At 59.8% G+C, this 22,783-nt stretch carries 21 protein-coding genes; 13 read left to right on the top strand and 8 right to left on the bottom strand.

Going from position 1 to position 22,783, the window contains the following annotated elements:
• Positions 1-97 precede the first annotated feature (97 nt).
• The 5 genes from ACYQ54_RS25940 (at position 98) to ACYQ54_RS25960 (ending at position 5,154) form a co-directional block, all read left to right on the top strand.
• Positions 98-445 (top strand): FeoA family protein, encoded by a 348-nt coding sequence (locus tag ACYQ54_RS25940; RefSeq protein ID WP_460087611.1) that lies wholly within the window; start codon positions 98-100, stop codon positions 443-445.
• Positions 445-2,826, top strand: a complete 2,382-nt coding sequence (feoB, locus tag ACYQ54_RS25945; protein ID WP_460087613.1) for a ferrous iron transport protein B — start codon at positions 445-447, stop codon at positions 2,824-2,826. Before ACYQ54_RS25940 ends, feoB begins: the two co-directional genes overlap by 1 nt.
• 138 nt (positions 2,827-2,964) lie before the next feature.
• Entirely contained in the window at positions 2,965-3,951 is a 987-nt protein-coding gene (locus tag ACYQ54_RS25950; RefSeq protein WP_460087614.1) for a class 1 fructose-bisphosphatase, read from the top strand.
• Between the two features lie 312 nt (positions 3,952-4,263).
• Positions 4,264-4,533, top strand: a complete 270-nt coding sequence (locus ACYQ54_RS25955) for a hypothetical protein (protein ID WP_460087615.1) — start codon at positions 4,264-4,266, stop codon at positions 4,531-4,533.
• Positions 4,534-5,154 carry a LysE family translocator gene (locus ACYQ54_RS25960; RefSeq protein ID WP_460087617.1) on the top strand — a complete coding sequence of 207 codons (621 nt, stop codon included), beginning with the start codon at positions 4,534-4,536 and terminating at the stop codon, positions 5,152-5,154.
• A 38-nt stretch (positions 5,155-5,192) separates the two neighbouring features.
• Here ACYQ54_RS25960 and ACYQ54_RS25965 read toward each other — a convergent pair whose 3' ends face one another.
• From ACYQ54_RS25965 to ACYQ54_RS26000, 8 genes are all read right to left on the bottom strand, one after another.
• Positions 5,193-7,187 (bottom strand): metallophosphoesterase family protein, encoded by a 1,995-nt coding sequence (locus tag ACYQ54_RS25965; RefSeq protein ID WP_460087618.1) that lies wholly within the window; start codon positions 7,185-7,187, stop codon positions 5,193-5,195.
• 242 nt (positions 7,188-7,429) lie between these two features.
• Positions 7,430-8,257 carry a carbohydrate ABC transporter permease gene (locus tag ACYQ54_RS25970; RefSeq protein ID WP_460087619.1) on the bottom strand — a complete coding sequence of 276 codons (828 nt, stop codon included), beginning with the start codon at positions 8,255-8,257 and terminating at the stop codon, positions 7,430-7,432.
• Positions 8,254-9,135: a carbohydrate ABC transporter permease gene (locus ACYQ54_RS25975; protein WP_460087710.1), complete on the bottom strand. Its 882-nt coding sequence runs from the start codon at positions 9,133-9,135 to the stop codon at positions 8,254-8,256. Before ACYQ54_RS25975 ends, ACYQ54_RS25970 begins: the two co-directional genes overlap by 4 nt.
• Before the next feature lie 92 nt (positions 9,136-9,227).
• Complete coding sequence (locus tag ACYQ54_RS25980; protein ID WP_460087621.1) at positions 9,228-10,499, bottom strand: extracellular solute-binding protein; 1,272 nt, start codon at positions 10,497-10,499, stop codon at positions 9,228-9,230.
• 74 nt (positions 10,500-10,573) lie between these two features.
• Positions 10,574-11,644: an ABC transporter ATP-binding protein gene (locus ACYQ54_RS25985; protein WP_460087622.1), complete on the bottom strand. Its 1,071-nt coding sequence runs from the start codon at positions 11,642-11,644 to the stop codon at positions 10,574-10,576.
• A gap of 13 nt (positions 11,645-11,657) precedes the next feature.
• Entirely contained in the window at positions 11,658-13,169 is a 1,512-nt protein-coding gene (gene arfA, locus ACYQ54_RS25990; protein ID WP_460087623.1) for an arabinosylfuranosidase ArfA, read from the bottom strand.
• A gap of 150 nt (positions 13,170-13,319) precedes the next feature.
• Positions 13,320-14,249, bottom strand: coding sequence for an ArsR/SmtB family transcription factor (locus tag ACYQ54_RS25995; RefSeq protein ID WP_460087625.1), 930 nt, complete (start codon positions 14,247-14,249; stop codon positions 13,320-13,322).
• Positions 14,250-14,417: 168 nt separating this feature from the next.
• The gene (locus tag ACYQ54_RS26000) at positions 14,418-15,323 is read right to left on the bottom strand and encodes a LysR family transcriptional regulator (RefSeq protein ID WP_460087626.1); all 906 of its coding nucleotides are present in this window, start codon (positions 15,321-15,323) and stop codon (positions 14,418-14,420) included.
• Between the two features lie 182 nt (positions 15,324-15,505).
• On the opposite strand from ACYQ54_RS26000, the gene ACYQ54_RS26005 reads away from it, so the two are divergent.
• The 8 genes from ACYQ54_RS26005 to ACYQ54_RS26040 all read left to right on the top strand — a co-directional run bounded on the left by ACYQ54_RS26005 (position 15,506) and on the right by ACYQ54_RS26040 (position 22,782).
• Positions 15,506-16,549, top strand: coding sequence for an ABC transporter substrate-binding protein (locus tag ACYQ54_RS26005; protein WP_460087627.1), 1,044 nt, complete (start codon positions 15,506-15,508; stop codon positions 16,547-16,549).
• A gap of 4 nt (positions 16,550-16,553) precedes the next feature.
• Entirely contained in the window at positions 16,554-17,351 is a 798-nt protein-coding gene (locus ACYQ54_RS26010) for an ABC transporter ATP-binding protein (protein WP_460087629.1), read from the top strand.
• Positions 17,351-18,160, top strand: a complete 810-nt coding sequence (locus ACYQ54_RS26015) for an ABC transporter permease (protein WP_460087630.1) — start codon at positions 17,351-17,353, stop codon at positions 18,158-18,160. The genes ACYQ54_RS26010 and ACYQ54_RS26015 overlap by 1 nt, the downstream gene beginning before the upstream one ends.
• A gap of 78 nt (positions 18,161-18,238) precedes the next feature.
• A complete protein-coding gene (locus ACYQ54_RS26020) occupies positions 18,239-19,606 on the top strand; it encodes an FAD-dependent oxidoreductase (RefSeq protein ID WP_460087633.1) in 1,368 nt (455 codons plus the stop codon).
• A gap of 14 nt (positions 19,607-19,620) precedes the next feature.
• Positions 19,621-20,787: a CaiB/BaiF CoA transferase family protein gene (locus tag ACYQ54_RS26025; RefSeq protein WP_460087634.1), complete on the top strand. Its 1,167-nt coding sequence runs from the start codon at positions 19,621-19,623 to the stop codon at positions 20,785-20,787.
• A complete protein-coding gene (locus ACYQ54_RS26030) occupies positions 20,784-21,560 on the top strand; it encodes an enoyl-CoA hydratase-related protein (protein ID WP_460087635.1) in 777 nt (258 codons plus the stop codon). The genes ACYQ54_RS26025 and ACYQ54_RS26030 overlap by 4 nt, the downstream gene beginning before the upstream one ends.
• 14 nt (positions 21,561-21,574) lie before the next feature.
• Positions 21,575-21,922, top strand: a complete 348-nt coding sequence (locus ACYQ54_RS26035; RefSeq protein ID WP_460087636.1) for a 4Fe-4S dicluster domain-containing protein — start codon at positions 21,575-21,577, stop codon at positions 21,920-21,922.
• Positions 21,919-22,782: a dihydrodipicolinate synthase family protein gene (locus ACYQ54_RS26040; RefSeq protein ID WP_460087638.1), complete on the top strand. Its 864-nt coding sequence runs from the start codon at positions 21,919-21,921 to the stop codon at positions 22,780-22,782. Before ACYQ54_RS26035 ends, ACYQ54_RS26040 begins: the two co-directional genes overlap by 4 nt.
• The last annotated feature ends 1 nt before the right edge of the window (position 22,783 follow it).

Consider the following 22,783-nt stretch of genomic DNA (forward strand, 5'->3'; position numbering starts at 1 on the left):
TTTCGCCGCGACCAGGTGCCCGTCAGACTTGACCAAGGTCAAATGGCCAGACCTCTGCCGGTGCTACGCCTTTTTTGAAACAAGAAGGGCCCTGCCGATGTCTGAACCAGACCTGCGAACCGATAGTGGACACGTCTCGCCGCCGCCGGCCGAAGGCGCGGCACTTCTGACACTCGCACATGCGGAGCCGGGCAAGACCTATCACGTTGTCTGTCTGGGCGAGACACGCCACTCGCGCATGGAGCTTCTCGCGGCCGGGCTTGCGCCCGACACGGTCATCAATCTTCTGCGTGGCTGCGGGGCGCGGCCGCGCATTGTGGCCTGTGGCGATATCCGTGCAGCCATCGGTGCGGATCTGGCGATGTCGGTGCACCTCTCACCCTGTGGCTGCGGGTGCGGCTGCAACGGTGACCGCCAACAAGAAAACCGGGGGAGGGACGTCTGATGGGGTGCTCCAGTTGCGCGGCTCCCGGTTGCGTCCGGCGGGATCTTCTGCCCTGCGCGCCTGCCCAGTATCGAGTGTTTCTGCTCGGCCCCGCAAACTCGGGCAAGTCCACGCTGTTCAATATGCTGACCGGCGCCAGGCAGACGATCGGCAACTGGCCCGGTGTAACAGTGGATCGCAAGAGCGGAACGGCCGCCATCAAGGGGCTGGCGGTTGAATTCGTCGATCTGCCGGGTATTTCAAGTCTGTCCGCTCCCGAAGCGGAGCGGATCGATGAACGGGTTGCCAGAAACGCACTCGTCAACGTGCCTCATGATGCCCTGATCGTCGCGGTTGACCTGTCCGCACCGCACCGTGGACTGTCCATGTTGCTGCAAGCGCGCGGCAACGGTGTGCCGGTCGTTGCCGTGCTGACGAAGGCCGATTGTTGGGCTTCCGCCGCCGTGGATGCGGCCGCGCGGATCCTCACCGATCAGATCAACGTTCCCGTCGTTGCCGTTTCCGGCAGAACCCTGTCCGGGCTCGATCAGCTCCACGAGCAGCTTGCTGCCTGTCTGCAAAACCGGGATGGGATATCCGTTTCGCTTCACACTGCTTTGCCCGGCAAGGTCTTCGATGCGCTGCAGGCATTGCAGCAGGTGCTCGACGGCAGGCCGGAATATGAAAATTCCAATACCATTGCCGCATCGCGTCGGCTGTTGGAACGGGACTGGTTGACCGAAAAGCGGGCGGAGAAGGATCTTCTTGAAATCCGGGACCGGTTGATCGAAGAGACCGGACCCGTGGAAGGTGTGCCGCTCGATCAGTATTTGTCGGATGCACCGCTGGCGGAGGCAACTCTGCTGGCGCGACGCATCGACATGCCCCCTCCCGCGGGTCGCAGATTTCTGTCCGACCGGTTCGACCGGATCGCCCTCTCGCCATGGTTCGGCCCGGTGCTTTTCCTTGGCGTGATGTATCTCCTGTTCTTCCTGACGATCAATGTGTCCGGTGTTTTCATCGATCTTTTCGACGGTCTGGGTCAGGCTGCCTTTGTTGAAACGCCGGCGCTTGTCTTCCACCAGTTTGGGCTGTCCGGCTCGGTTCTTGATATTGCCGTTAGTGCGATCGGAACCGGCATACAGACGGTTGGAACCTTCGTGCCTGTGGTCGGGTTCCTGTTCTTGTGCCAGATCTTTCTGGAAGAAAGCGGATACATGACCCGCGCAGCGGTGGTCGCTGATCGCGTGATGCGTCGCCTGGGCCTGTCGGGCCGCGCGTTTCTGCCGCTGGTCCTCGGGTTCGGATGCACCATTCCGGCGGTACTGGCAACGAGAACGCTGGATACGCGCGCCGAGCGGATTCTGACCTCGATGATGGCGCCGTTCATGTCCTGTGGTGCGCGTCTTCCGGTCTATGCCCTGTTCGCCGCCGCGTTCTTTCCGGTTGGCGGCCAGAATGTCGTGTTCGCTCTTTACCTGATCGGTATCGCGGCCGCCTTGTTCACTGGCTGGATGCTGGCTCCCCGGTTGACCCTGAAGCGGCCCCGTCCGCTTGCAATCGAACTTCCCATCTACCAGATGCCGCCTGCTTCCAGAGTTTTGCGCCTGTGCTGGGCGCGTATCCGGCAGTTCGTCTCCGAGGCGGGCAAGACCATCGTCATCGTGGTTGCGCTCCTTTCGTTTCTGAACTCCGTCGGTCTCGACGGCAGTTTCGGCAATGAAGACAATGGCTCTTCCGTTCTGGCTATTACCGCCCGGCAGGTCACGCCCGTACTGGAGCCGATGGGTGTCAGCGCCGACAACTGGCCGGCGGCGGTCGGCCTTTTCACCGGGATGTTCGCCAAGGAAACCGTGGTCGGCACGCTGCAGGCGCTTTACGCCTCGGGCGAGCCGGCCGGAGAAGACATTCCCAACCCGCTGGAAACCGCACAATCCACGGTGTTTGCCCTGGGGGAATCCCTGTTAAGCCTTGCAGACGCCGTGCTTGATCCGCTTGGTCTTGATGTCGGTGACATTTCCAGCTTCGAAGCCGCTGCAAGCGAACAGAATGTACAGCCCACCGTCTTTGCGGAAATGTCACGGTTTTTCGGTAGCCAGAGTGCCGCCTTTGCCTACATGCTGGCGGTGTTGCTCTACATTCCCTGCGTTGCGACCCTTTCCGCGATCGCCCGTGAAATCGGAGCCGGATGGGCTGTCTTCGCGGCCACCTGGACAACGCTGGTCGCCTATTCGGGAGCAACGATCGCCTATCAGCTCAGCCGGGTCAGCAGCCACCCAGAAAGCGCACTCCTCTGGCTGGCACTTATGACAGGGCTGCTCGGCCTGACCTTTTTCACAACCCGGTCCCTGGGGCGAACCGGTTCGGCCAAGGCGGCTTTCAGAGCCTCCACGCCCGGGTAAAGGGGGCACCTCGAAAATTTGCAACGTCGCAGCACACAGGCAGGCTGACCCACAATGTCGAAGGCATAGACATCGCGGCAAAAAAGTATCATGCAGTCCGATCACACTCGCTGAATTGACCTGAGGGACGATGGGACCATGCTGAGACTGCCGAACGATACGGACGTAAAGGCCGAGACGCTGAAGGCGTATCTGGCAAGACAGCAAGGGTCGAGAGATACCGCAGCAGTCCTTCAAGCGATTGCGGATGCGACCGGCGTGCTGGCAGACAGGCTCGCCGCGGGTCGTTTGCCGGGTGACCCGGGCGAGGTCGTTGGCACAAATGAAAGCGGCGACAAGCAGAAGGCCCTCGATGTCGGTGCCCATCTTCACATGGTCGAGGTACTTCGGGCAGCAGGCGTCCGCCAGCTTCTTTCCGAAGAAGCCGAAGAAATCATTCTTCTAAATCCGGAAGGCACGCTCGACGTTGCCATCGACCCCATCGACGGGTCCGGCAGCATCGGCACGGGCGCACCGCTCGGGACGCTGTTCTCGATCCTGCCGGCGTCAGACCAGGGTTTCCTGTGCAAGGGCAGGACCGTCGTCGCGGCAGGATATGTCTCCTTCGGTCATTCCACTGACCTGGGATTCAGTTTGGGCAACGGTCTTCACCTGGCTGTTTTCGACCGCGGCACGGGCGAATTCCGGATGCTGCGCGAGAACCATAAGGTACCGGCAAAATCGCGAACATTGGCCTTCAACGCCTCCAACGCGCGGCACTGGCCGGATGCGGTCCGGCGGTTTTCCGATGACGTTTTGAAAGGCAAAGAGGGACGCCTGGGCGAAAACTACAACATGCGCTGGCTGGCGTCCGCTGTGGGGGAATTCCACCGGATCCTGCTTCAGGGCGGGTTGTTCTTCTATCCCGGCGACAGCCGACCCGGTTATGAAAACGGTCGCCTGCGTCTGATTTATGAAGCCGTGCCGATCGCGTTTCTGATTGAGCAGGGCGGCGGCAAGGCGACAGACGGGCAATCCCCTATCTTGGACCTTCTTCCCGAGAGCCTGCACCAGAACATTCCGTTGATCTTCGGTTCGCCCGAAAACGTCGACATGTTCATTACCTATTGCACGGACAACATCTAAGGAGCTTTCAACAGCTCGCATCACTTTAGGCCAGCTTCGGGATCATGCAGCTGGCATTGGCTTTGCCGTGTCCGCTTTCACCATGTCATGCATCGACCGGCACTCTGCGGCTGCAATCGGCCGCTGCTGCTCGACGCACTGGTGCATGATTGCAGGTGACCTGGATATGGTCACGAGCCGGAGTGTCTCTGCCTTTCGGTTATGTTTTCAATGCGTCACGTCAACTGTGACCTGAGCCATGCGATCAACGCGTCGACGGCACTGTGCCTTGACTGTTTTTCACCCCGGTAAACCGAGATTTCTCTTGATCAGGTGCTTCTGGTCCGCTCTCTCGTCGCGGCCTTTCTGCTTGCCGTTATCACCGTGGCAGTGGCATTTGCCTATCAGTTGGCACCTGCCCCTTTGATCGGGCTCTTCGATAATGATTATCTGGTGTTTGCAGTGATCTGGGGTGTTCTGATCTTCGGCGATATGCCAGACAGGACAAATCTGACCGGTATACTTCTGATCGGATGTGCCGCCTTTCTCGCTTCGATGCCCCTTGCTGCCACTCGCCTGTGCCTGACCTCAAAGGAGGGTTGAATGTCTCTGGAAACCTGGCTTGCCTACACACTCGCCTGTGCTGTTTTGACCATCATTCCTGGGCCGAGTGTTATGCTGGTTGTCGGGCAGACCCTCATGCGCGGCAAGACCGCGGCGATGATGTGCATTCTTGGCGACGTTGTCGGGAGTATCGTTCTGACGGGTCTTTCCTTTGCCGGGGTCGGCGCCATTCTTGCCGCGTCGACGGTACTGTTCCAGACAGTGAAATGGGCAGGGGTCATCTATCTCGCTTGGCTGGGATACAGCCAGATCAGGGAGGCACGCCGAGACGGAGAACAGCCTGTAACAGCTGCTGAGACCCGGTCGCCCTGGGGCAGCTTCTGGGCAGGGACGTTTACGGCCATCTTCAATCCCAAGGCTATCGTTTTCTACATGGCCTTCCTTGCCCAGTTCATCGATCCCGCCGGTGATTTGACGGTCCAGCTCGCGGTGCTGACAGCGACCTCCAGCTTTGTCGTGGTCGTTTTTCTGGCTGGCTATGCATGTGTTGCCGCTCGTGCACGCAAGTTGTTCCAGACCCGCATGGCTCGGCGGCGCATGGGCTATGCCGGTGGCGGTTTCATGATCGGCGGAAGTGCCCTGATGGCGGTAACGCGCTGACGCGAAAGGCCTTGAAGTAAAGCCATGTGCCGGCTGAATCAGTCGTCGCGGGCTTCGGCTTCGCGGCGTTCGAACGACACAAGCGAGCCGTCCGGCAGGACCTGGTAGATGTGAATCGGAGCGCCCGTTTCATCCAGTTCCACGAGACCGATCCCCGACGCGTTCAGGATCCGGCGGCCGTGCGGCGTGCCGACGGGTTTGCGCGGAATGACGCGCATGCCGCGGCGCTTGGTGAACCAGTTCAAGGGTGAGCGGGGTGAAAAGGCCCATCTGTTGCCGCGATCAAGGATCTTGATCAGCTTGTCCGGCCACTTGTTCTTGATGCCGCTGCTGCAGATCTGCCAGATCTTTGGGCCGTCATCGGTCGTACCGGCAAGGCTCGGAGCCGTCTGGCGAAGCTCGACATCGTAGACGAATGAATAGTGGACATCGCCTGACAGGATGACGAAGTGCTGAGGTGTGCCGCGGTGACCGAATACGTTCAGGATCGCGCTGGCGGTTCCCGAATGCGCCATCCAGTATTCCGCATCGACCGTCAGCGGCTTGCCCGCAAGCGTGAACAACTTCTGCACCGATTCGATAAGCTTGACGCCGAAGATCGGTGCTGCGGACACGAGCAGGACCGCATCCTTGCCTTTCAGGTGGGTCTGGAAGTCTGTTGCCGCCTCCCAGTCGAGAAGACCAGAGGGATGATGGGCGTTGCGTTCGGACCGCCAGCGCCGGGTGCGCGTGTCCAGAACGATCAGCGGCGGGGACGTCTGCCACTGATAGTCCCATTCCTCATAGTCAAGCAGCGTGGTGATTGCCGTTTCATGCGCCTCGGAACCGGGAGCTGCAAGCGCAGCCTCAACGGGCGGAATGATATCCGGCCCGATGGTGCTGGCCCGGTTTCCCCAGGCCTGGTTGAGAGCATAGGCGATCAGGGCATTGCCGATCACCCGGCGCGACATGGGATGGCTGTAAGCTGCCTGCTCCCAGGCGAGCGACAGGTTCCAGTCGTCCGTGATGTCGTGATCATCGAATATCATCGCCGTCGGAAGATGCGCCATGACCCGCCTGCAGGCAGGCAGGTCCGTCCGGAAATCCTTCAGCGTTACCGTCTCTTCGGCATACATGGCCGCATCCTTGGCCTCCATGCCGTCCGGTGCTTTCAGTTCCGGCAAGCCTTGCCAGGGGGCAGGAGACCAGACGAGCAGATACATCGCCAGCATTTCGCCGAGTGTCACGAGGTGGTTGCGGGCATGCTGTGTCGTGAAAACAGGCTTTTCGGTGCCCCCGAACAGGACGTCGAACACGGTCTTGTTCTTGTAGACCCGGGGAAGAAGCGTATCGCGGTGATAGAGCAGGTTCCCGGCCTTCCGCAGCTCGCTGCCGGATGTCGGCAGGCCGGCTTCGACGCCGTCCAGCGGCTCATCGGGGAGCCCGAGCCTTTCAACGAGCGTGCCGATGGCCTGCAACATCGGTCCCGCAACATCGTCGGCATAAACCTGGTCTCCACTCATCACAAGCAGTGACGGCAAGACGGGACTGCCGTCAGCGGTTTCGCCCTCAGGGCTGAGGGCCTGCCTCAGGACCACGTCGGCTCCGGCAAGGCCGTCAGGGGTTTGCGCATGCGGCTTGCGGCAGGACCCGTGAAACAGGGAGGTGATGCGGTCGGGCACCTTGAAACAGGGCAGATCGCGCCCCGGATAGCAAATATCGGGCGCCCAGACCGTGTGATCCTGCCAGGGTTCCTCAGATGCGCCGTCCGGCTTCACGCTCAGCCTGTAGGAAATCAGCACGTCGATGGGAAGGGCTTCGTCCAGCTCAAGGTCGATGAGGTGATAATAGAGGCTTTCCCCTGCCTTTACGATCGGCCAGTCAGGATTGCCGGTTTCGCAGGTCTGGTTCCGGTCGGCCTGGGCTTCGGGGAAAAACTCCAGACGCACATCGCAAGGCCGTGTCGCGGCAAGCCAGATGCTAACGCTTTTCGCCGTGATACGGCGCAGGATCGGTCCCGCCAGGATTATTGGGAGACCGGCTCCAACTGTCATTTTGAACTCCTCGTCCGTCTGCCAAACACACACGGTGTGAGTGCTCAACTGTCTTCGTCATGCTGTTCTTGTTGGCGTAGACATATGAATTGCAGCGCCTGCATCCAAGTGCAGGCAGACGAACGATTGCCTGCAACAATGTTTGCGAGGCTGGAAATCCCTGGGAAACCGGGCACGGACTGCTGCAGCAGGCCAAATGCGGCCAGTTGTCCGGCCGCATTTTGGATAAGCTTGGGCAGGCGTCAGCCCTTCACGCCCGACGAGATCATGACAGCTTCCGTCACCTTCTTCTGGAAGATCAGATAGGCAACGGCAACGGGCATGGCGCCAAGAAGTGCAACGGACATCAGGCGGGCGTAATAAACACCGAAGGCATCGTTCACCTGGGTGATCCCCACCGGGATTGTCATCTGGTTTTCCGTGGTGATGACCAGAAAGGGCCAGAAAAACTGGTTCCAGGCGCTGATGAAGGTGATGATCGCCAGAGCTGTGGTGATGCCCCAGTTGAGTGGTAGGTAGATCCTGAACAGCAGCGTGTAGTCACCGCCACCATCCAGAACAACCGCTTCGCGCATTTCCTTCGGCACGGCGTCGAAGAACTGTTTGTAGACGATGATCACCACCGGAACGATGAGCTGGGGCAGGATGATGCCGGCCCAGGTGTTGATCAGGCCCATGTCGTTCATCAGGATGAACTGCGTGACCACGAGCGCCTGCGACGGCACCATGAAGCTGGCGAGCACGACCCCGTAGAGAAGCCGCCGCCCGGGAAACCGCATCTGGGAAATCGCATAGGCGCACATCATGCCCGACACGATGACGACCAGAGTGATGATTACGGACGTGCCGATGGAATTCCAGTACCAGGTGAGCAGCTTGGTATCGAAAAGCGCGGCGACATAGGAAGACAGGTTGAACTCATCGGGAATGACCCCCGCACCTTCGCTGACGACCCTTTCCTCGGTGCGGATAGACGTAATGAATGCCCAGTAAAGCGGGAAGACCCAGATGGCGGCAGCCAGCAGGCTGCCGATGCCCAGTACCCAGTTTTCCAGTTTGCGGGTCTTCATTCCTTGTTTCCTCCCGCGCGCAACAGCTGAAACTGCAGGACCGACACGACCACGATCAGCAGGAACAGAACGAGAGCAATCGCCGAGGCATAGCCGCCGTGGTTCAGCTGGAAGGCCTCCCGGTAGACCATCAGCAGCAGCACGTAGGACGAGTTGAATGGCCCGCCGGACGACAGCAGATAGATCTGGTCGAAAATCTTGAGCTGCAGGATGAGCTGAAGGGTCAGCACCAGGGCCGTGACCGGCCAGAGCAGGGGCCAGGTGACCTTCGTGAACAGTTGCCAGCGGGTCGCGCCGTCCAGTGCCGCGGCTTCATAATAGTCGCTGGAGATGTTGCGAAGGCCCGCGATGAACAAGAGAACATTGAAACCGTTGGTCCACCAGATGGTCACCGTGGCGACTGTCGGCATCACCCAGTAGGGGTTCTTGAACACCGGAACCGGTTTGCCGGTAAAGAACGCGAACACCGGCTGCAGTACGCCGAACTGAAAATCCAGCATCCAGGTCCAGATTTGCGTCACCACCGACACCGGCAGGATGTAGGGCAGAAAGAAAAGCGCCAGAATGAGTGCCTGAAGCGGCCCTTTGAGGCGCGTGATCATCATCGCGATGGCAAGGGCCAGCGCGGTGGTTGGAACAACGGTCAGGAGAACGAAGTAACCGTTGTTCTTCAAGGAAGTATAGAACAGATTGTCAGTCAGCAATCGCTTGAAATTGGCCAGACCGACCCACTCGCCCGCACCGATCAATGGCGCATCGGTGAAGCTCAGCTCGATCATCCGGATGGTCGGATAGAGAAAGACCAGCACGAAGGTCAGGACAAAGGGCGCAATGAGTGTCATGGCGACCGCCACTTCCCTGCGCCGGTTGGTAATCATGGCCACTTGTGTATTCTTCCTCTGCTCACCGTAAGAGAGGCCTGCCGCATACGGTCCGCATGCGGCAGGCATCGCAGGCAGTTCGCTTCCGCCTACTGGATCTTCGACTGAAGTTCGTCTTTCACCTGCTGGGCGGCCTGTGCCGGCTCCAGATAGCCATGCATGGCGGGCGAGATGATGTTGATGGTCGCGTCATAGACGGGCGAGGCCACCCCGGCGATCGGCGATCTGGGATCGTAGACGGCGGTTTCGGCGAGCGACGAATAGGTGGCGTTCGGTTCCATTTGTCCGAATTCGTCGCTGGTGGCGACGGGCTTGTAGGCCGGAATGTGCCCGGCGCTGGCCCAGGCGATCGAGTTCTTTTCCATCCATCCGACTACGGTCATCACCGCCGCACGTTTTTCGGGGCTCATTTCCTTGCCGGTGGGAATGGCGAATGCGTGGGAATCCGCCCATGTGGCAGTGGTTCCGAGCAACGTGGGTATTTGAACCGCGCCCCAGTCGAACCCGAGCGTTCCCTTGCTGGACATGTCGACCAGGGTGGGGACCTCCCACACGCCGTTCATGTGGAAGGCGGACTTGCCCGAGGTGAACAAGGCGACGGAGGCCGGATATTCCGCCTGTTCCGGCTGCCAGCCCTGCTTGTGCCAGTTGCTCATGATCTCGATAGCATTGGCGGCCTTCTCCAGATTGTCGCCCGCCAGAACTTCACCGTCGGTAATCAGCTCACCGCCCTGTTGCTTGAGCAGGGTAAAGAAGACCCGGTAGGTGCTGCCATCGTCGGCGGTGGCATAGGAAATGGGTGTTTCAGAGCCGTTCTCCTTGGCGAGCGCGAGCGCTTCCTCGAAATCGGCAAGACTTTCGATGCCGGTCAGGTTGCCCTCGTCATCGAGAAAGCGGGACCCTTTGAAAAAACTCTTGTTGATGTAGAGCACGATTGAATGGATATCGAAGGGGACTGCATGAAGGTTGCCTTCAGCATCGCTCGCGGCAGCGATGGCAGCCGGGAAGAAATCGTCCTTGCTGAGACCGGCGGCGGCAAGATCGTCATCGCTGATCACGTCCAGCACGTTTTCCTCAAGCCCGAGCGGCATGCGGGACAGGTGATAGGTCATCACGTCCGGACCCTGACCGACGGCGACCGAGGTGCGCACCTTGGTATAGTAGGGGACACCCCATTCCAGAGTGGTTCCATTGATCTGGATGTCCGGATGCTCTTCGTTGAAGCGTTCGATCAGCGCCTTCATGCGAACGCCGTCACCACCGCTGAGAAAATCCCACCAGGTGATCTCCTGCTGGGCAAATGCCGGCAGGCTGGCAAGGCTCATCACCCCTGCTGCCACAAGTGTCTTAAGGTATTTCATCGACTCTTCCTCCCGTATGACAAACCGGCATTTCCCATCAAGACCGGTTCAAAGGTACAAGGCAGACAGAAGGTCTACCGAATACGCTGGTCCTGCTCGTTGAAGACCAGAACCTGTTCCGGTGCGCAGGTAAGCCTGATTGCTTCACCGCCACCGGCATGGCGACTGCCGCGCCATTCGACGACGATCTCTCGGCCGTCCGGCATATGCGTGTGCAGGTAGGAAACACCCCCCAGGTCCTCCGCCATTTCGACGGTCACCGGAATGCCCGTGTCCGCGCTGGTCAGATGTTCCGGGCGCAGCCCGACGGTGATCCGGCAATCGACTGGAAGATTGTCGGCAACCCTGGCCAGCAGGGTTGCCTCTGTTCCCTCGATGGCAACGCGAAGGCAATCACCTTCCCGGCCGAGCACCGTTGCCGGCACAAAGTTCATGGCTGGCGATCCGATGAACCCTGCGACGAACCTGTTGTCGGGATCGTCGTAGAGATCCAGCGGCTTGCCGGCCTGTTGCACGACACCCTGTTTCAGGACGAAGATCCGGTCAGCCAGTGTCATGGCCTCCACCTGGTCGTGGGTGACGTAGATCATCGTCGCGCCAATCTGCTTGTGAAGTCGCGCAAGCTCCAACCGCATCTGCACACGCAGTTCCGCATCCAGGTTGGACAGGGGCTCATCGAACAGGAACACCTTGGGTTGGCGCACGATCGCCCTTCCAATCGCCACCCGCTGACGCTGACCGCCGGACAGTTGAGACGGCTTCTTCTCCAGCTGTTCTTCGAGTTGAAGTATCCGGGCGGCTTCCATCACCTTGTCGCGTACGTCCGGTTTGGGGGCCCGTTTCAGACGCATGGAAAAGGCCATGTTCTCAAAGACGGACAGATGCGGATAAAGCGCGTAGGACTGGAAAACCATGGCAACGCCGCGCTTGGCCGGTTCCTGCCAGGTCACGTCGGTGCCTTCAATCGAGATAGTGCCGCCGCTGGTGTCTTCAAGGCCTGCGATCATCCGCAGCAACGTCGACTTTCCGCACCCGGACGGGCCGACAAAGACCGCGAACTCGCCCGTCGGAATGTCCATGCTGACATCATGGATCACCCCGACCGGGCCAAAGACCTTGCGTATGTTGCGAAGCTGAACCCCCATTGCATGGATCCCCTCAGCCCACGTTCAGCCGAAGGACATGATAGGACAGCGGCGCAAGCTTGCCCTTGAGCTGACCGTCCTCCACGCCGACACCAGCGCCCTTGCCGGGAACCACATTGTCGGGCTTGTCCGGGCCATTGGTGTCGTTGAGGCCGTAGCCTTCCATGGACAGGTGCTCGGCCAGTGACGGTGAGCTGAAGCCGGTCAGCGATACATCAAGATCCGCCGTTTCGGTCAGGTGCCGGTTCAGGACGAAGAGCGTCAGCGTTCCGGCAGTCTTGTCGTACACACCGGCGACATCGAGATAGCAGACATCATCGGCAACGGAGCAGTCGTATGTCGGCGCATCCACGGCAACGTTCAGCGCATCACCGCGGCCATAGAGCGAAGCGAACTGATAGGGGTAATAGATGGTCTGACGCCAGGCAGGCCCCCCTTTTTCAGCCCGGATCGGGGCGATCACGTTGACGAGCTGGGCGATGCAGGCAATGCGGACACGGTCCGACCGGCGGATGAACTCGTTGAGCAGACCGGCGACGAAGAGCGCATCCTCGAAATTGTAGTTTTCCTCAAGCAGCGGCGGTGCTTCCGGCCAGTCCCATTCCTTGATGCGGCGGCTGTCGTCTTCGCGGATGTGGTACCAGACGTTCCACTCGTCGAAGCAGATGTGGACATCGTTCTTGGCGCGTTTCTTCGACTTCACATAATCGATGACACCGCCGATGGTCTGGATGTAGCGGCCGGTTTCCTCAATCTTGCCGAAGTAGTTGAGCGTGTCCTTGCTCTTGTTGCCGAAATACTTGTGAAGCGAGATGTAATCGACGTTTTCGTAGCACTCTTCCAGGACTTCCCGTTCCCATTCGGGATAGGTGGGCATGCGGTCGTTGGAACTGCCGCACACAACTGCCTCGATCGTCGGGTCGAAGCCCTTGAAGGCCTTGGCCGTCTCGTTGGCCAACCGGCCGTATTCCGTGGCGACCTTGTGACCGATCTGCCAGGGGCCGTCCATTTCGTTGCCAAGGCACCACATCTTGACCCCGTAAGGATCTTCGCGGCCGTTGGACCGGCGCAGGTCGGACCATTCGGTGCCACCCGGAAAGTTCACATATTCCAGGAAGTTTCGCGCGTCTTCCAGGTCGCGTGAGCCAAGGTTGACGGCAAGCATCATTTCGATGCCGGCCTGCTCCGCCCAGATGGCGAAATCATCGATGCCGACCTGGTTGGTCTCCTTGCTGCGCCAGGCAAGATCGAGGCGCACGGGGCGCTTGTCCTTCGGGCCGATGCCGTCTTCCCAGTTATAGGCAGAGACAAAATTGCCGCCCGGGTAGCGAATGGCCGGGATCCGGAGATCCTGAACGAATTTCAGCACGTCCTTGCGGAAGCCATGGGTGTCGGCCTGGGGGTGGCCGGGTTCATAGATGCCGGAATAGATAGCCCGTCCCATGTGTTCAATGAATGCGGAGTAAAGCCGCTCATCGATGGAACTGATCCGGAAATCCCGATGCACGGTGACACGTGCCTTCATTCGCATTCTCCCAGAAATTAATATCGAAAAAATCGATATGAATCTTTATTTCTGATAAGAATGCGAGCTTCGCGAAAATTGTCAACCGGACAATGTTGTTGCGGTGCAACCTGAAGTGAGAGTGCTTGAAAATTTCACGCGTTGTTCCGGTCAATTCCGGGTGTGCAGCCGCAAAATAATGTCCTGATCATAGTTGCCGAAACCGCGGCCGAAGACGTTGATTCCACCCGGGTGACGCCCTTCCGCCTTCACCTCGATCTTCAATCGGACCGAGCGATGCTCGTCTAGCTGGAGGTCTTCGGTCTTGATGTCGGAGATCTTGTGGCCGTCCACGAAAGTGCCGTTCCGGCCGACGCTCCAGGTCTTCAGCATGCCGTATTGCGACCCGGAAAGCTTCCACCAGTCAGGTGTGTAGGCACCGCGCTTGTCGCCGAAATCACCGGGTGAAGTCCACACGCCGATCTCCTTGCCGTTGATCGACAGGACGATATCGGACGGCCAGTTGCTCATGGTGCCCGGCACCTCGGAACTGACCTCCATGACCACGTCCAGGCCGTCGATCTCCTTGCCTGTTAGCTTGGCATTGTTGGGGAACTGATATTCGACGAAGCCACTGGTAAACCACAGCAAAGCAGTCTTCATCCGCTCCGGGTCCATGAAGGTTTCCGGCACGTCCAGGAGGCCGATGATCCCGTCTGTCGAGCAGATGCCGCAGGGGGCGGTCACGAGGCTGTTGGTGTAAAGACCCAGCGGCATCGACACCTCGATCTGGTTCGGCTGGATCCTTTCTTCCGACGAGCGAAACGCCAGAATGATCTCGTCGTAGATGGCAAAGGTCGTCTTCTGGCTTCCCTTCTTTGCCCGCTGCACTTCCGTTCGCACCAGTCCGGCTTCTTCCAGAACCTGGATGTGGGTGGAGACGGAGGATTGCGGCATGCCGGAGGCTTCTGAAAGTGCGTTGATGTTCATCCCGGGCGTACGCACCAGCTCTTGCAGAAGGTGGAGACGCGGCTGGGAAGCGATCGCCTTCATGGCGATCTTGTCCTTGACTGGGTCCACAATCAGAAAATTTGCGCGCATGGAACGTTCCCGGCTGTAAATCTGGAACAGCTATTTGTATCGGTTTTTTCGATAATTACAATTGTTGTTTCACCAAACCCGTTTTAAACCGGATCGGAGCGAAGCAGCCGACGGGAGTTCAGACAGAAGACGACCGGCCTTCAGGCGAGGGCGGATCGTCTTTCAATCTCACGAATCCAGACGAAGCTGGGTGAGGGCGCGTTTGATTTCGTTGCCGAGCAGCCGTTCGGGCGGAGAGATGCCGGAGGACGCGGACATGACGACACCAATGCGCAGATTGGACAGGATGTCGTGCATGAGCGGGACAAACCGGAGGATGCCCTGGTCGATTTCATCGATGAAGCCGATCTTGGTGTAAAGACCAAGTCCCCGGCCGGCCAGGATCATCTGTTTGGCCACATGCAAGGTGTCGGTGAAGCAGTTGGTCGACAGGGCGGAGGACATTCCCGATATCGCCTGATCGATGATGGAATTGCGGCCGCGTGCATCCACGGTGCGTACCATCTTCTGCCCGGCCAGTTCCTCGATGGCAAGGTTCGTGCGTTCCGCGAAAGGATGATCCGAGCGCATGATGATGCCGATCGGCGCGGTCTTGTCGGAGATCACCCGCACATTCGGGTGCAGGTCGAAGGTGAACGTGATGCCGATATCGGCGATGCCGCCTGCGACGGCGGTCATGATCTCGTCCGGCTGTGCCGTGGTGATCGAATAGGTGACTTGCGGGTAGATCCGGTTGAAATCGAGCAGGATGCGGGGCAACAGGCCGTAGGTTACGGAATCGATGGCCGAGATGTTGAGATGCCCAGAGCGCAGATCGCGGATATCGTCCAGCAACGTGCGGGTGCGCTCATAGTCCTGTAGCGTCTTGCGGCAGTGTTCCAAAACGATGGCCCCCGCATCGGTCAGCGTCACACCTTCGGGCGTGCGCTCGAACAGGCGAACGCCCATCTCGTTCTCCGTGCTGATGATCTTACGGTTCACCGTGGTCGAAGACACGTTCAGAACCGCGGATGCCTTGCGGATGGAGCCCTGACGGGCAACTTCGTCGAAATAACGCAGAAAATTTGAATGCACGATGTCCCCCCGGACAGTGTGGCAAACAGCGCATCACAAAGTGTGGTGCATTTAATGCATCACCGTTAGCATGTTTTTGCACTTTTTGCACCGTGACTCTTCCCGTTAGAGTTCACTGTGAAGTCGGCAAGGGGAACAGTCGGCCACAAACCGCCCAATCTCAAATGAGGGGGACCAACAGTATGTCATACCTATTCTCGAATGGATTGAACCGCCGCTCGATGCTCAAGACCATGGCCGCAGGTGCTGGTCTGGCGGGTGCCGGAACACTTGTGAATATCGTGCCAGGCTTTGCTCAGGACACCTTCAAGGTCTCGATGCAGCTCGGCTGGCTGGCCGGTAACGGCAACCTGGGAGAAATCGCGGCCGACAAGCTGGGTTATTTCGCCGAGGAAGGACTGGAATTCGAAATCGTGCCGGGGGGGCCGAATGTCGATGGTGTTGCGTCCGTCGCCTCAGGGCGGTCCAATCTCGGCCAGGTGTCCTCCAGCCCCTCGCTCATGCTGGCGCGTTCGGCGGGCATTCCCATAAAATGTATTGCCGCTGGATACCAGCAGCATCCCTACACGTATTTTTCATTGAAAAAGAACCCGATCAAGACACCGCAGGACATGATCGGCAAGACGATTGGTACGCAGGCGACTGGCCGGATCCTGTTCCGTGCCCTTCTTGCGAAGAACGGCATTTCGGAAGATCAGGTGGAATTGAAGGTCATCGGCAGCGACATGGCGCCGTTGCTGACCGGACAGGTGGACGCGATTACCGGCTGGAAGACCAACGTCAACGCGCTTTCGATCCTTGGTGATCAGCGAGTCGACATGTCTCTCTGGGATGCCGGCATCCAGCTCTATGCCAACCCCTTCTACACCACCGATACGGTGCTGAACGAGCATGGCGACAAGGTGCAGGCCATGATCCGGGCCGTCTCGCGTGGCTGGGGCTGGGTTCGTGAGAACCAGGAAGAAGCGGTCAACTATCTGGTCGAACGCCTTCCGAACCTCGACAGGGAAAGCGAACTGAAGGCAGTGCCACTCGTTGTCGGATACTCTTTCAACGAGAAAACCGCCGAGAATGGCTGGGGCACCATGACCCGCGAAAACTGGCAGGCACAGATCAAGACATACGAAAGCCTGGAGCAATTCGCGAATGGCGCACCTGCAGTCGACGACGTCATGACGCTGTCGGTTCTGGAAAGCACCGCAGACACCCGCCCGAAGGTCGGTTGAGGCCATGGATGCGGTATTGGAAAATCTGGACGCAGGCACGATGGTGCCTGCTGCCAGCCTGCGCAATGCCTGGGTCAAGTTCGGTCAGTTCACCGCGATCCAGGATATCAGTCTGGAAATCGAGGCCGGAGCTTTCTATTCCATCCTTGGGCCGTCGGGCTGCGGCAAGTCGACCTTGCTCCGGCTGGTGTCAGATCTCATTCCGCCTGCATCGGGCGACGTCTCGATCTTTGGCAAGACGACCGAGGCTGCCCGCCTCGCCCGGGAATTCGCCTTCGTGTTTCAGGACGCAACGTTGCTGCCCTGGCGCACGGCGCTGGAGAATGTCGAGCTGCCGCTGGAAATGGGGCGGAGCCGTGGGATCCAGATCCCGGTCAGCGACAAGTCGCCGATGGAGCTGCTTGAGCTGGTCGGCCTCAAGGGGCGCGAACACGCATTGCCGCACGAGCTTTCCGGTGGCATGCGCCAGCGCGTGGCGATCGCCCGCGCGCTGGTCTGCAAGCCGAAGCTGCTGCTGATGGACGAACCCTTCGGTGCACTCGACGAGATGACGCGTGATCACCTGAACCTTCAGCTTCTGAAGGTGTGGGAAGAGACCGGTGTGACGATCCTGTTCGTAACCCACTCGATCCCGGAAGCGGTGTTCCTCGGTCAGAAGGTACTGATGCTGAAGGCGCATCCGGGCCGGCTGCATGAGATCGTAGATATCGACCTGCCTTATCCACGCACCACCGAGTTGCGGGATACGGCCGAGTTCACCCGATATTCCGCGCATCTGCGCAAACTTCTGGAGGCGTGCTGATGACTGCCGTCGACGAAACAATTGGCATGCCGGTGGACGATGATGCAGCCGAAAAGGCGATCGCGCGCAGGGCAAGGCTGACTGCCGTTGCAACGCCGTTGCTCACGGCGGTCGGTGTGATCGCCACCTGGGAGATAGGTGTCCGCGCCTTCGGTGTCCCGAGTTACATCGCCCCGGCCCCGAGCGAAGTCGCAACGACGCTGGTATCCGAATTCCCGCAGCTGATGCGGAACTTCTGGCCGACGCTGTTCGAGAGCGTGCTCGGCTTTGTCGTGGGCAATGTGGCGGCTGTGTTGATCGCGATCGCTTTCGTGCACAGCCGTATGGTCGAGCGGGCGTTCTTTCCGATTGCCGTGTTCATCAACACCATTCCGATCCTGGCAATCGCGCCGATCCTGGTTCTGATCTTCGGGGCAGGCCTGACCGCCAAGGTCGTCATAGCCGCCTTGATCTGTTTCTTCCCGACGCTGGTCAACATGGTGCGCGGGCTTCAGTCCGTCAGTCCGCAAGCTTTGGAGCTGGCACGGATCCTGTCCGCCACCAAGTCGGAAGTGTTCTGGAAAATCCGTCTGCCGTCTTCGTTGCCGTTCCTGTTTTCGGCGTTGAAAATCGCGGCAACCACCTGTGTCATCGGCGCTATTGTCGGGGAATGGGTCGGGGCGGATGTCGGGCTCGGCGCGTTGATCATCGATGCGACCTTCAATTTCCGCTCCGCCTTGCTCTACGCGACGGTCTTCCTGTCGTCGGGCCTGTCGGTGCTGATGTTTGCCGCCGTTTCCCTTGCCGAACGCATGATCGTGCGGTGGTGAGCCGGGTCTGAAACACACGAAAAATTCGAACTGAAACCGGGCCGTCGCTTGGCGGCCCAACGGGAGGAGTGCGCCGAAATGAGCACCAACACAACGCAGATATCCATGAACCGCAATGAGCAGGTTCCGGTCGTCGCAGACTGCGACGTGGTCGTCATCGGCGGAGGGCCCGCCGGACTGAGCGCAGCCGTTTCGGCTGCCAGAAACGGCTGCTCGGTCACCTTGCTTGAGCGCTATCACCACCTTGGCGGCATGGCTTCCGGCGGAATGGTTCTGGTGCTTGACGACATGGTCAACGAAGGCAATGAAATCGTCACGACGGGCATCGTCAACGAATTCGTCGACCGGATGTCGGCCCAGGACGGCGCGGTGTTTCCACCGCCGGCAGACTGCCTGACGAATTGGGACATGTGGAAGAAATGGTCCCGTTGGGGCTGCATAGACTTTCACAAGACCGGCATGCCGCAGCCGATCATTCACGCAGTGGCATTCGATCCCGACTGTTGGAAACGGGTAAGTCTCGACCTGGTGCGTGAGGCAGGTGTCAATCTGCGTCTGCATTCCTGGTTTTCCGAAGCGCTTGTGGAAGATGGTCGTGTCACCGGAGTGATCTGCCAGACCAAGCTCGGCCGCCAGGCCATCAAGGCCAAGATGGTGATCGATGCCAGCGGTGATCTTGATGTCGCCTCCTCGGCAGGCGCGTCTTTCCAGACCGGACAGTACATTGTCACGACGGTGTTCCGCCTGTGCGACGTAGATACCGACAAGGCGGAAGCCTTCGAGTTCGAAAATCCGGAAGAATACAAGGCCCTGGACCGTCAGGTGCGCCGGGTGATCGGTGGCGCCTGGGGCATGTGGTGGCTGAAGACGCCGCTGCCCGGCATCGTCTGGTGCAACTGCCCGCACATGCCGGGTTATGACGGGTTGTCGCCGGAAGACATGCTGGGGGCGGAAATTGAAGGCCGCGAGCGCATGATGAAGCTGCTCGCCTTCGTGCGCGCCAATCTGCCCGGTTTCGAGAACGCCAAGATGCTGGGCGCCGCTGAACAGCTCGGCATTCGCCAGACCCGCCTGTTGCAGGGCGAATATGTGGTTACGCGGGATGACGTGCGCTCCCGCCGCCATTTCTCCGACAGCGTCTGCCGGGGCAGGGACTATTACACGCCTTACAGGGCTCTCCTGCCCAAGGGCATCGACAACATGATCGTTGCCGGCCGCCACTACTCGGTGGAGAGCGAAGCCCAGAAGCTTTCGCGCGAAATTCCGCCGTGCATGGCGCAGGGCGAAGCGGCCGGCGTCGCCGTGTCGGTCGCGCTCGAGCAGAACTGTGCGCTGCGCGATGCCGACGTTGCAACGATCCAGAAACGCATGCGCGCCCAGGGCGCCGACCCCGGTGATATCCCATCAGCAAACGCTCTCATCGAAGACACCGTCGCCGCAGAATAAAAAGGATAAAAAACGTGAATACCCAATCTTTCCCACTTTCCGGCGTCCGCATTCTGGACTTTACCCAGGTCATGCTGGGTCCCTGTGCAACCCAGATGCTGGCCGACTTCGGTGCGGACGTCATCAAGATCGAGCGGCCTGGTGCGGGCGACCTGTCGCGGCACTTCTTCGACATGCGGTCCGAAGAGGGCATGAACAACGCCGTCTTCTCGTCGCTGAACCGCAACAAGCGGTCCGTTGAAATCGACACCAAGTCCGATGAGGGCAAGCAGATGGTCTACGATCTGGTGCGTCAGTCGGACGTGGTCGTCGACAATTTCCGCGCTGGTGTCATGGACCGGTTGGGCTTCGGGTATGATGCGCTGAAGGCCATCAATCCCCGCATCATTTGCGCGTCCGGGACAGGGTTCGGCGAAAAGGGACCCTATGCCCACAAGGGCGGGCAGGACGTTCTGGCCCAGGCGATGAGCGGTGTCATGGAAAAGACCGCCGACCCGTCCATCGAGCGGTCCATCTATCCCACCACCTTGTGTGACTACACGGCAGGCATGCACCTGGTACAGGGCATCCTGGCGGCCTTGCTGGCGCGAACAAAGACCGGACGTGGCCAGAAGGTCTCCGTTTCGCTGTACGATTCCATGATTGCCATGCAGATGCAGGAAGCAGCCCAGTGGACCAAACATCGCGAGGTGCTGAACTGGGCCGCCATGCCGCTGACCGGTGTCTTCGACACCACCGACGGTGCTCTGGTCGTGGTTGGGGCCTTCAAGGCGAACCCGCTGCGTGACATCTGCACCGCGCTCGGCATTGAGGATCTCTCGCCCACCTATCCGGATCTCGCCAGCCAGCGCGCCAACAAACCCTACCTGCAGGACCGGTTTCGGGCAGTCTTCGCAACGGACACCACAGCGCACTGGATCGCCAGGCTGGAGGAGCAGGACCTGCTTTGCGCACCCGTCCGTGCGTTGGGAGAGGCGCTTGACGACCCGCAAACCGCCATCAACGGCATGCTGCTGGATTTCGAGCACCCGGTCCTGGGGCCCTTGAGGGTGGTTGGGTCTCCGGTTCACTTGAGTGAAGCACCACTTAAACTGCGTCATGCCCCGCCGCGTCTGGGCGAACACACCGACGACGTCATTGCGGAGTTCGGCTTGCAACAGGTGGCTGGAGCGGCGGAATGAGTGTCCTCTTCACCATTGAAGATCATGTTGCCCGGGTCGTCATTGACCGCCCGGAGCGCATGAACGCGGTCGACAGGGCAACCTCGGACGAACTGGAAACCATCTGGCGCAAGATCGAAGCCGATCCCACCGTGCGCTGCGTGGTGTTGACGGGTTCGGGGGAACGCGCCTTTTCCGCCGGTGCGGACCTGAAGGATAATAACGGGCTGAGCGGGCTGGAATACTGGGCGTCGGCCAATCCGCTGGGGTTCGGCGGAATTGCCCTGAGGCGCTCCTTGAGGGTGCCGGTGATCGCCCGCGTCAACGGTCTGGCGCTCGGTGGCGGCATGGAAATGGTCCTTGGCTGCGACATCGTGATTGCAAGCGAGGCGGCCAGGTTCGGCCTGCCCGAAGCAAAGGTCGGCAACCTTCCGCTGGCAGGCGGGATGACGCTGCTTCAGCGTCTCGTCCCCCGCAACATTGCCGTCGGCCTGATGATGACCGGACGGATGGCGAGCGCGGCGGAAATGGAGCGCTACGGGCTTATCAACTCGGTCGTCCCGCAGGAAGAACTCGACGCAGAGGTGGACCGCTGGATTGCCGACATTCTGGCAAGTGCACCGCTGTGCGTTAAGGCGATCAAGGCCACCGTGCGCGAGACCGCAGAAATGCCGCCCGACCAGGCTCAGGCCGTGCGGTCTCCCGAACTGATCGCTGCGCTCACATCCGAGGATTCCCTCGAAGGGGTTCGAGCGTTCCGTGAAAAGCGCGCGCCGGTCTGGCAAGGCAAATGAGTTGAGAGATCAAGATGGCGCTGATCATCAAGAGCGAATGCATTGATGTGAAGGACGGGATCTGCACCACGTCCTGTCCGGTCGACTGCATCTATGAAGGCGAGCGGATGTTCTACATCCACCCCGAAGAATGCATCGAATGCGGCATGTGCGAGAGCATCTGCCCGGTCGACGCGATCCGCTACGACGACGAGGTAACCGGCGCGGACCGGGCGTTCATCGAGATCAACAAGGATGTTTTCCAGGCCCCGGACGGAGGACTGGTCTCGCCGGGCGGCTGGACCCGGGGCGATGCGCCTTTCCGGGACCACCCTGCGGTGCGAAATTTTTTCAAACAAGATTTTGAGGAACAGACGACATGAAGGGGATAGTTGCGGCGGTGCCGACACCGCTCGATGCGCATGGCGCGCCGGTGAAAGATGCCTTTCTGGAACATTGTACCTGGGCGTTGGCCAACGGGTGCGATGCCCTGAATATCCTGGGCACGACCGGCGAGGCGAATTCTCTGGGCCTGGCCCATCGCAAGCAGGTGATGGCCTGGGCAGCGGAAGCCTTTGACACAAGTCGGCTGATGGTTGGCACGGGGCTGACGTCACTTGACGACACGCTGGACCTCACGCGCGCCGCCGCCGACATGGGTTACGGCGTCGCGCTGGTCCTGCCACCTTTCTACTATAAGCCTGTCAGCGAGGACGGGTTGGTTGCCTGGTACGAAGCTCTGGACCGGGCACTCGGCGACACGCCGATCGAGATCTATTTCTACAATTTCCCGCAGATGACCGGGCTGAAGATACCCGCAGATGTTGTTGAACGTCTGGCAAATGCCCATCCGAAACGGTTCACGGGCATCAAGGATTCCTCCGGCGATCTCGACTATTGTCGGGAGCTTGTCCGCCGGCTGCCAGATTTGAAGGTGTTCCCGAGTTCGGAAACGGTGCTGGCGGAAGGTCCTGGCTCCGGGTTCGCAGGCTGTATTTCCGCCACCGTGAACATCAGCGCGCCCCTTTGCGCCCAGCTCCTGCAGGACCACACAGACGCGGGACTGGCTAGCCGGATTGCCGGTATCCGGGCGAACATCGCTGCCCATCCGTTGGTTCCGGCGGTCAAATATCTTGTTGGCCGTCGCGCAGATGAAAGTGTCTGGAAACGTGTCCTGCCTCCCTTTCAACATCTGGATGCTGCCGCATGCGGGTCTCTCGACCGCATCGCCGAAACCCTTTGAA

This window comes from Roseibium sp. LAB1 (genome assembly GCF_054658235.1).

Excerpts from the sequence above, each read along its gene's own strand:
- ACYQ54_RS26020 (WP_460087633.1), top strand. The coding sequence starts at position 18,239 with ATGAGCACCAACACAACGCAGATATCCATGAACCGCAATGAGCAGGTT.
- ACYQ54_RS26030 (WP_460087635.1), top strand. The coding sequence starts at position 20,784 with ATGAGTGTCCTCTTCACCATTGAAGATCATGTTGCCCGGGTCGTCATT.
- feoB (WP_460087613.1), top strand. The coding sequence starts at position 445 with ATGGGGTGCTCCAGTTGCGCGGCTCCCGGTTGCGTCCGGCGGGATCTT.
- ACYQ54_RS25940 (WP_460087611.1), top strand. The coding sequence starts at position 98 with ATGTCTGAACCAGACCTGCGAACCGATAGTGGACACGTCTCGCCGCCG.
- ACYQ54_RS26005 (WP_460087627.1), top strand. The coding sequence starts at position 15,506 with ATGTCATACCTATTCTCGAATGGATTGAACCGCCGCTCGATGCTCAAG.
- ACYQ54_RS26040 (WP_460087638.1), top strand. The coding sequence starts at position 21,919 with ATGAAGGGGATAGTTGCGGCGGTGCCGACACCGCTCGATGCGCATGGC.
- ACYQ54_RS25970 (WP_460087619.1), bottom strand. The coding sequence starts at position 8,257 with ATGAAGACCCGCAAACTGGAAAACTGGGTACTGGGCATCGGCAGCCTG.
- ACYQ54_RS25980 (WP_460087621.1), bottom strand. The coding sequence starts at position 10,499 with ATGAAATACCTTAAGACACTTGTGGCAGCAGGGGTGATGAGCCTTGCC.
- ACYQ54_RS26010 (WP_460087629.1), top strand. The coding sequence starts at position 16,554 with ATGGATGCGGTATTGGAAAATCTGGACGCAGGCACGATGGTGCCTGCT.
- ACYQ54_RS26035 (WP_460087636.1), top strand. The coding sequence starts at position 21,575 with ATGGCGCTGATCATCAAGAGCGAATGCATTGATGTGAAGGACGGGATC.
- arfA (WP_460087623.1), bottom strand. The coding sequence starts at position 13,169 with ATGAAGGCACGTGTCACCGTGCATCGGGATTTCCGGATCAGTTCCATC.
- ACYQ54_RS25995 (WP_460087625.1), bottom strand. The coding sequence starts at position 14,249 with ATGCGCGCAAATTTTCTGATTGTGGACCCAGTCAAGGACAAGATCGCC.
- ACYQ54_RS25975 (WP_460087710.1), bottom strand. The coding sequence starts at position 9,135 with ATGATTACCAACCGGCGCAGGGAAGTGGCGGTCGCCATGACACTCATT.
- ACYQ54_RS25985 (WP_460087622.1), bottom strand. The coding sequence starts at position 11,644 with ATGGGGGTTCAGCTTCGCAACATACGCAAGGTCTTTGGCCCGGTCGGG.
- ACYQ54_RS25965 (WP_460087618.1), bottom strand. The coding sequence starts at position 7,187 with ATGACAGTTGGAGCCGGTCTCCCAATAATCCTGGCGGGACCGATCCTG.
- ACYQ54_RS26015 (WP_460087630.1), top strand. The coding sequence starts at position 17,351 with ATGACTGCCGTCGACGAAACAATTGGCATGCCGGTGGACGATGATGCA.
- ACYQ54_RS25950 (WP_460087614.1), top strand. The coding sequence starts at position 2,965 with ATGCTGAGACTGCCGAACGATACGGACGTAAAGGCCGAGACGCTGAAG.
- ACYQ54_RS25960 (WP_460087617.1), top strand. The coding sequence starts at position 4,534 with ATGTCTCTGGAAACCTGGCTTGCCTACACACTCGCCTGTGCTGTTTTG.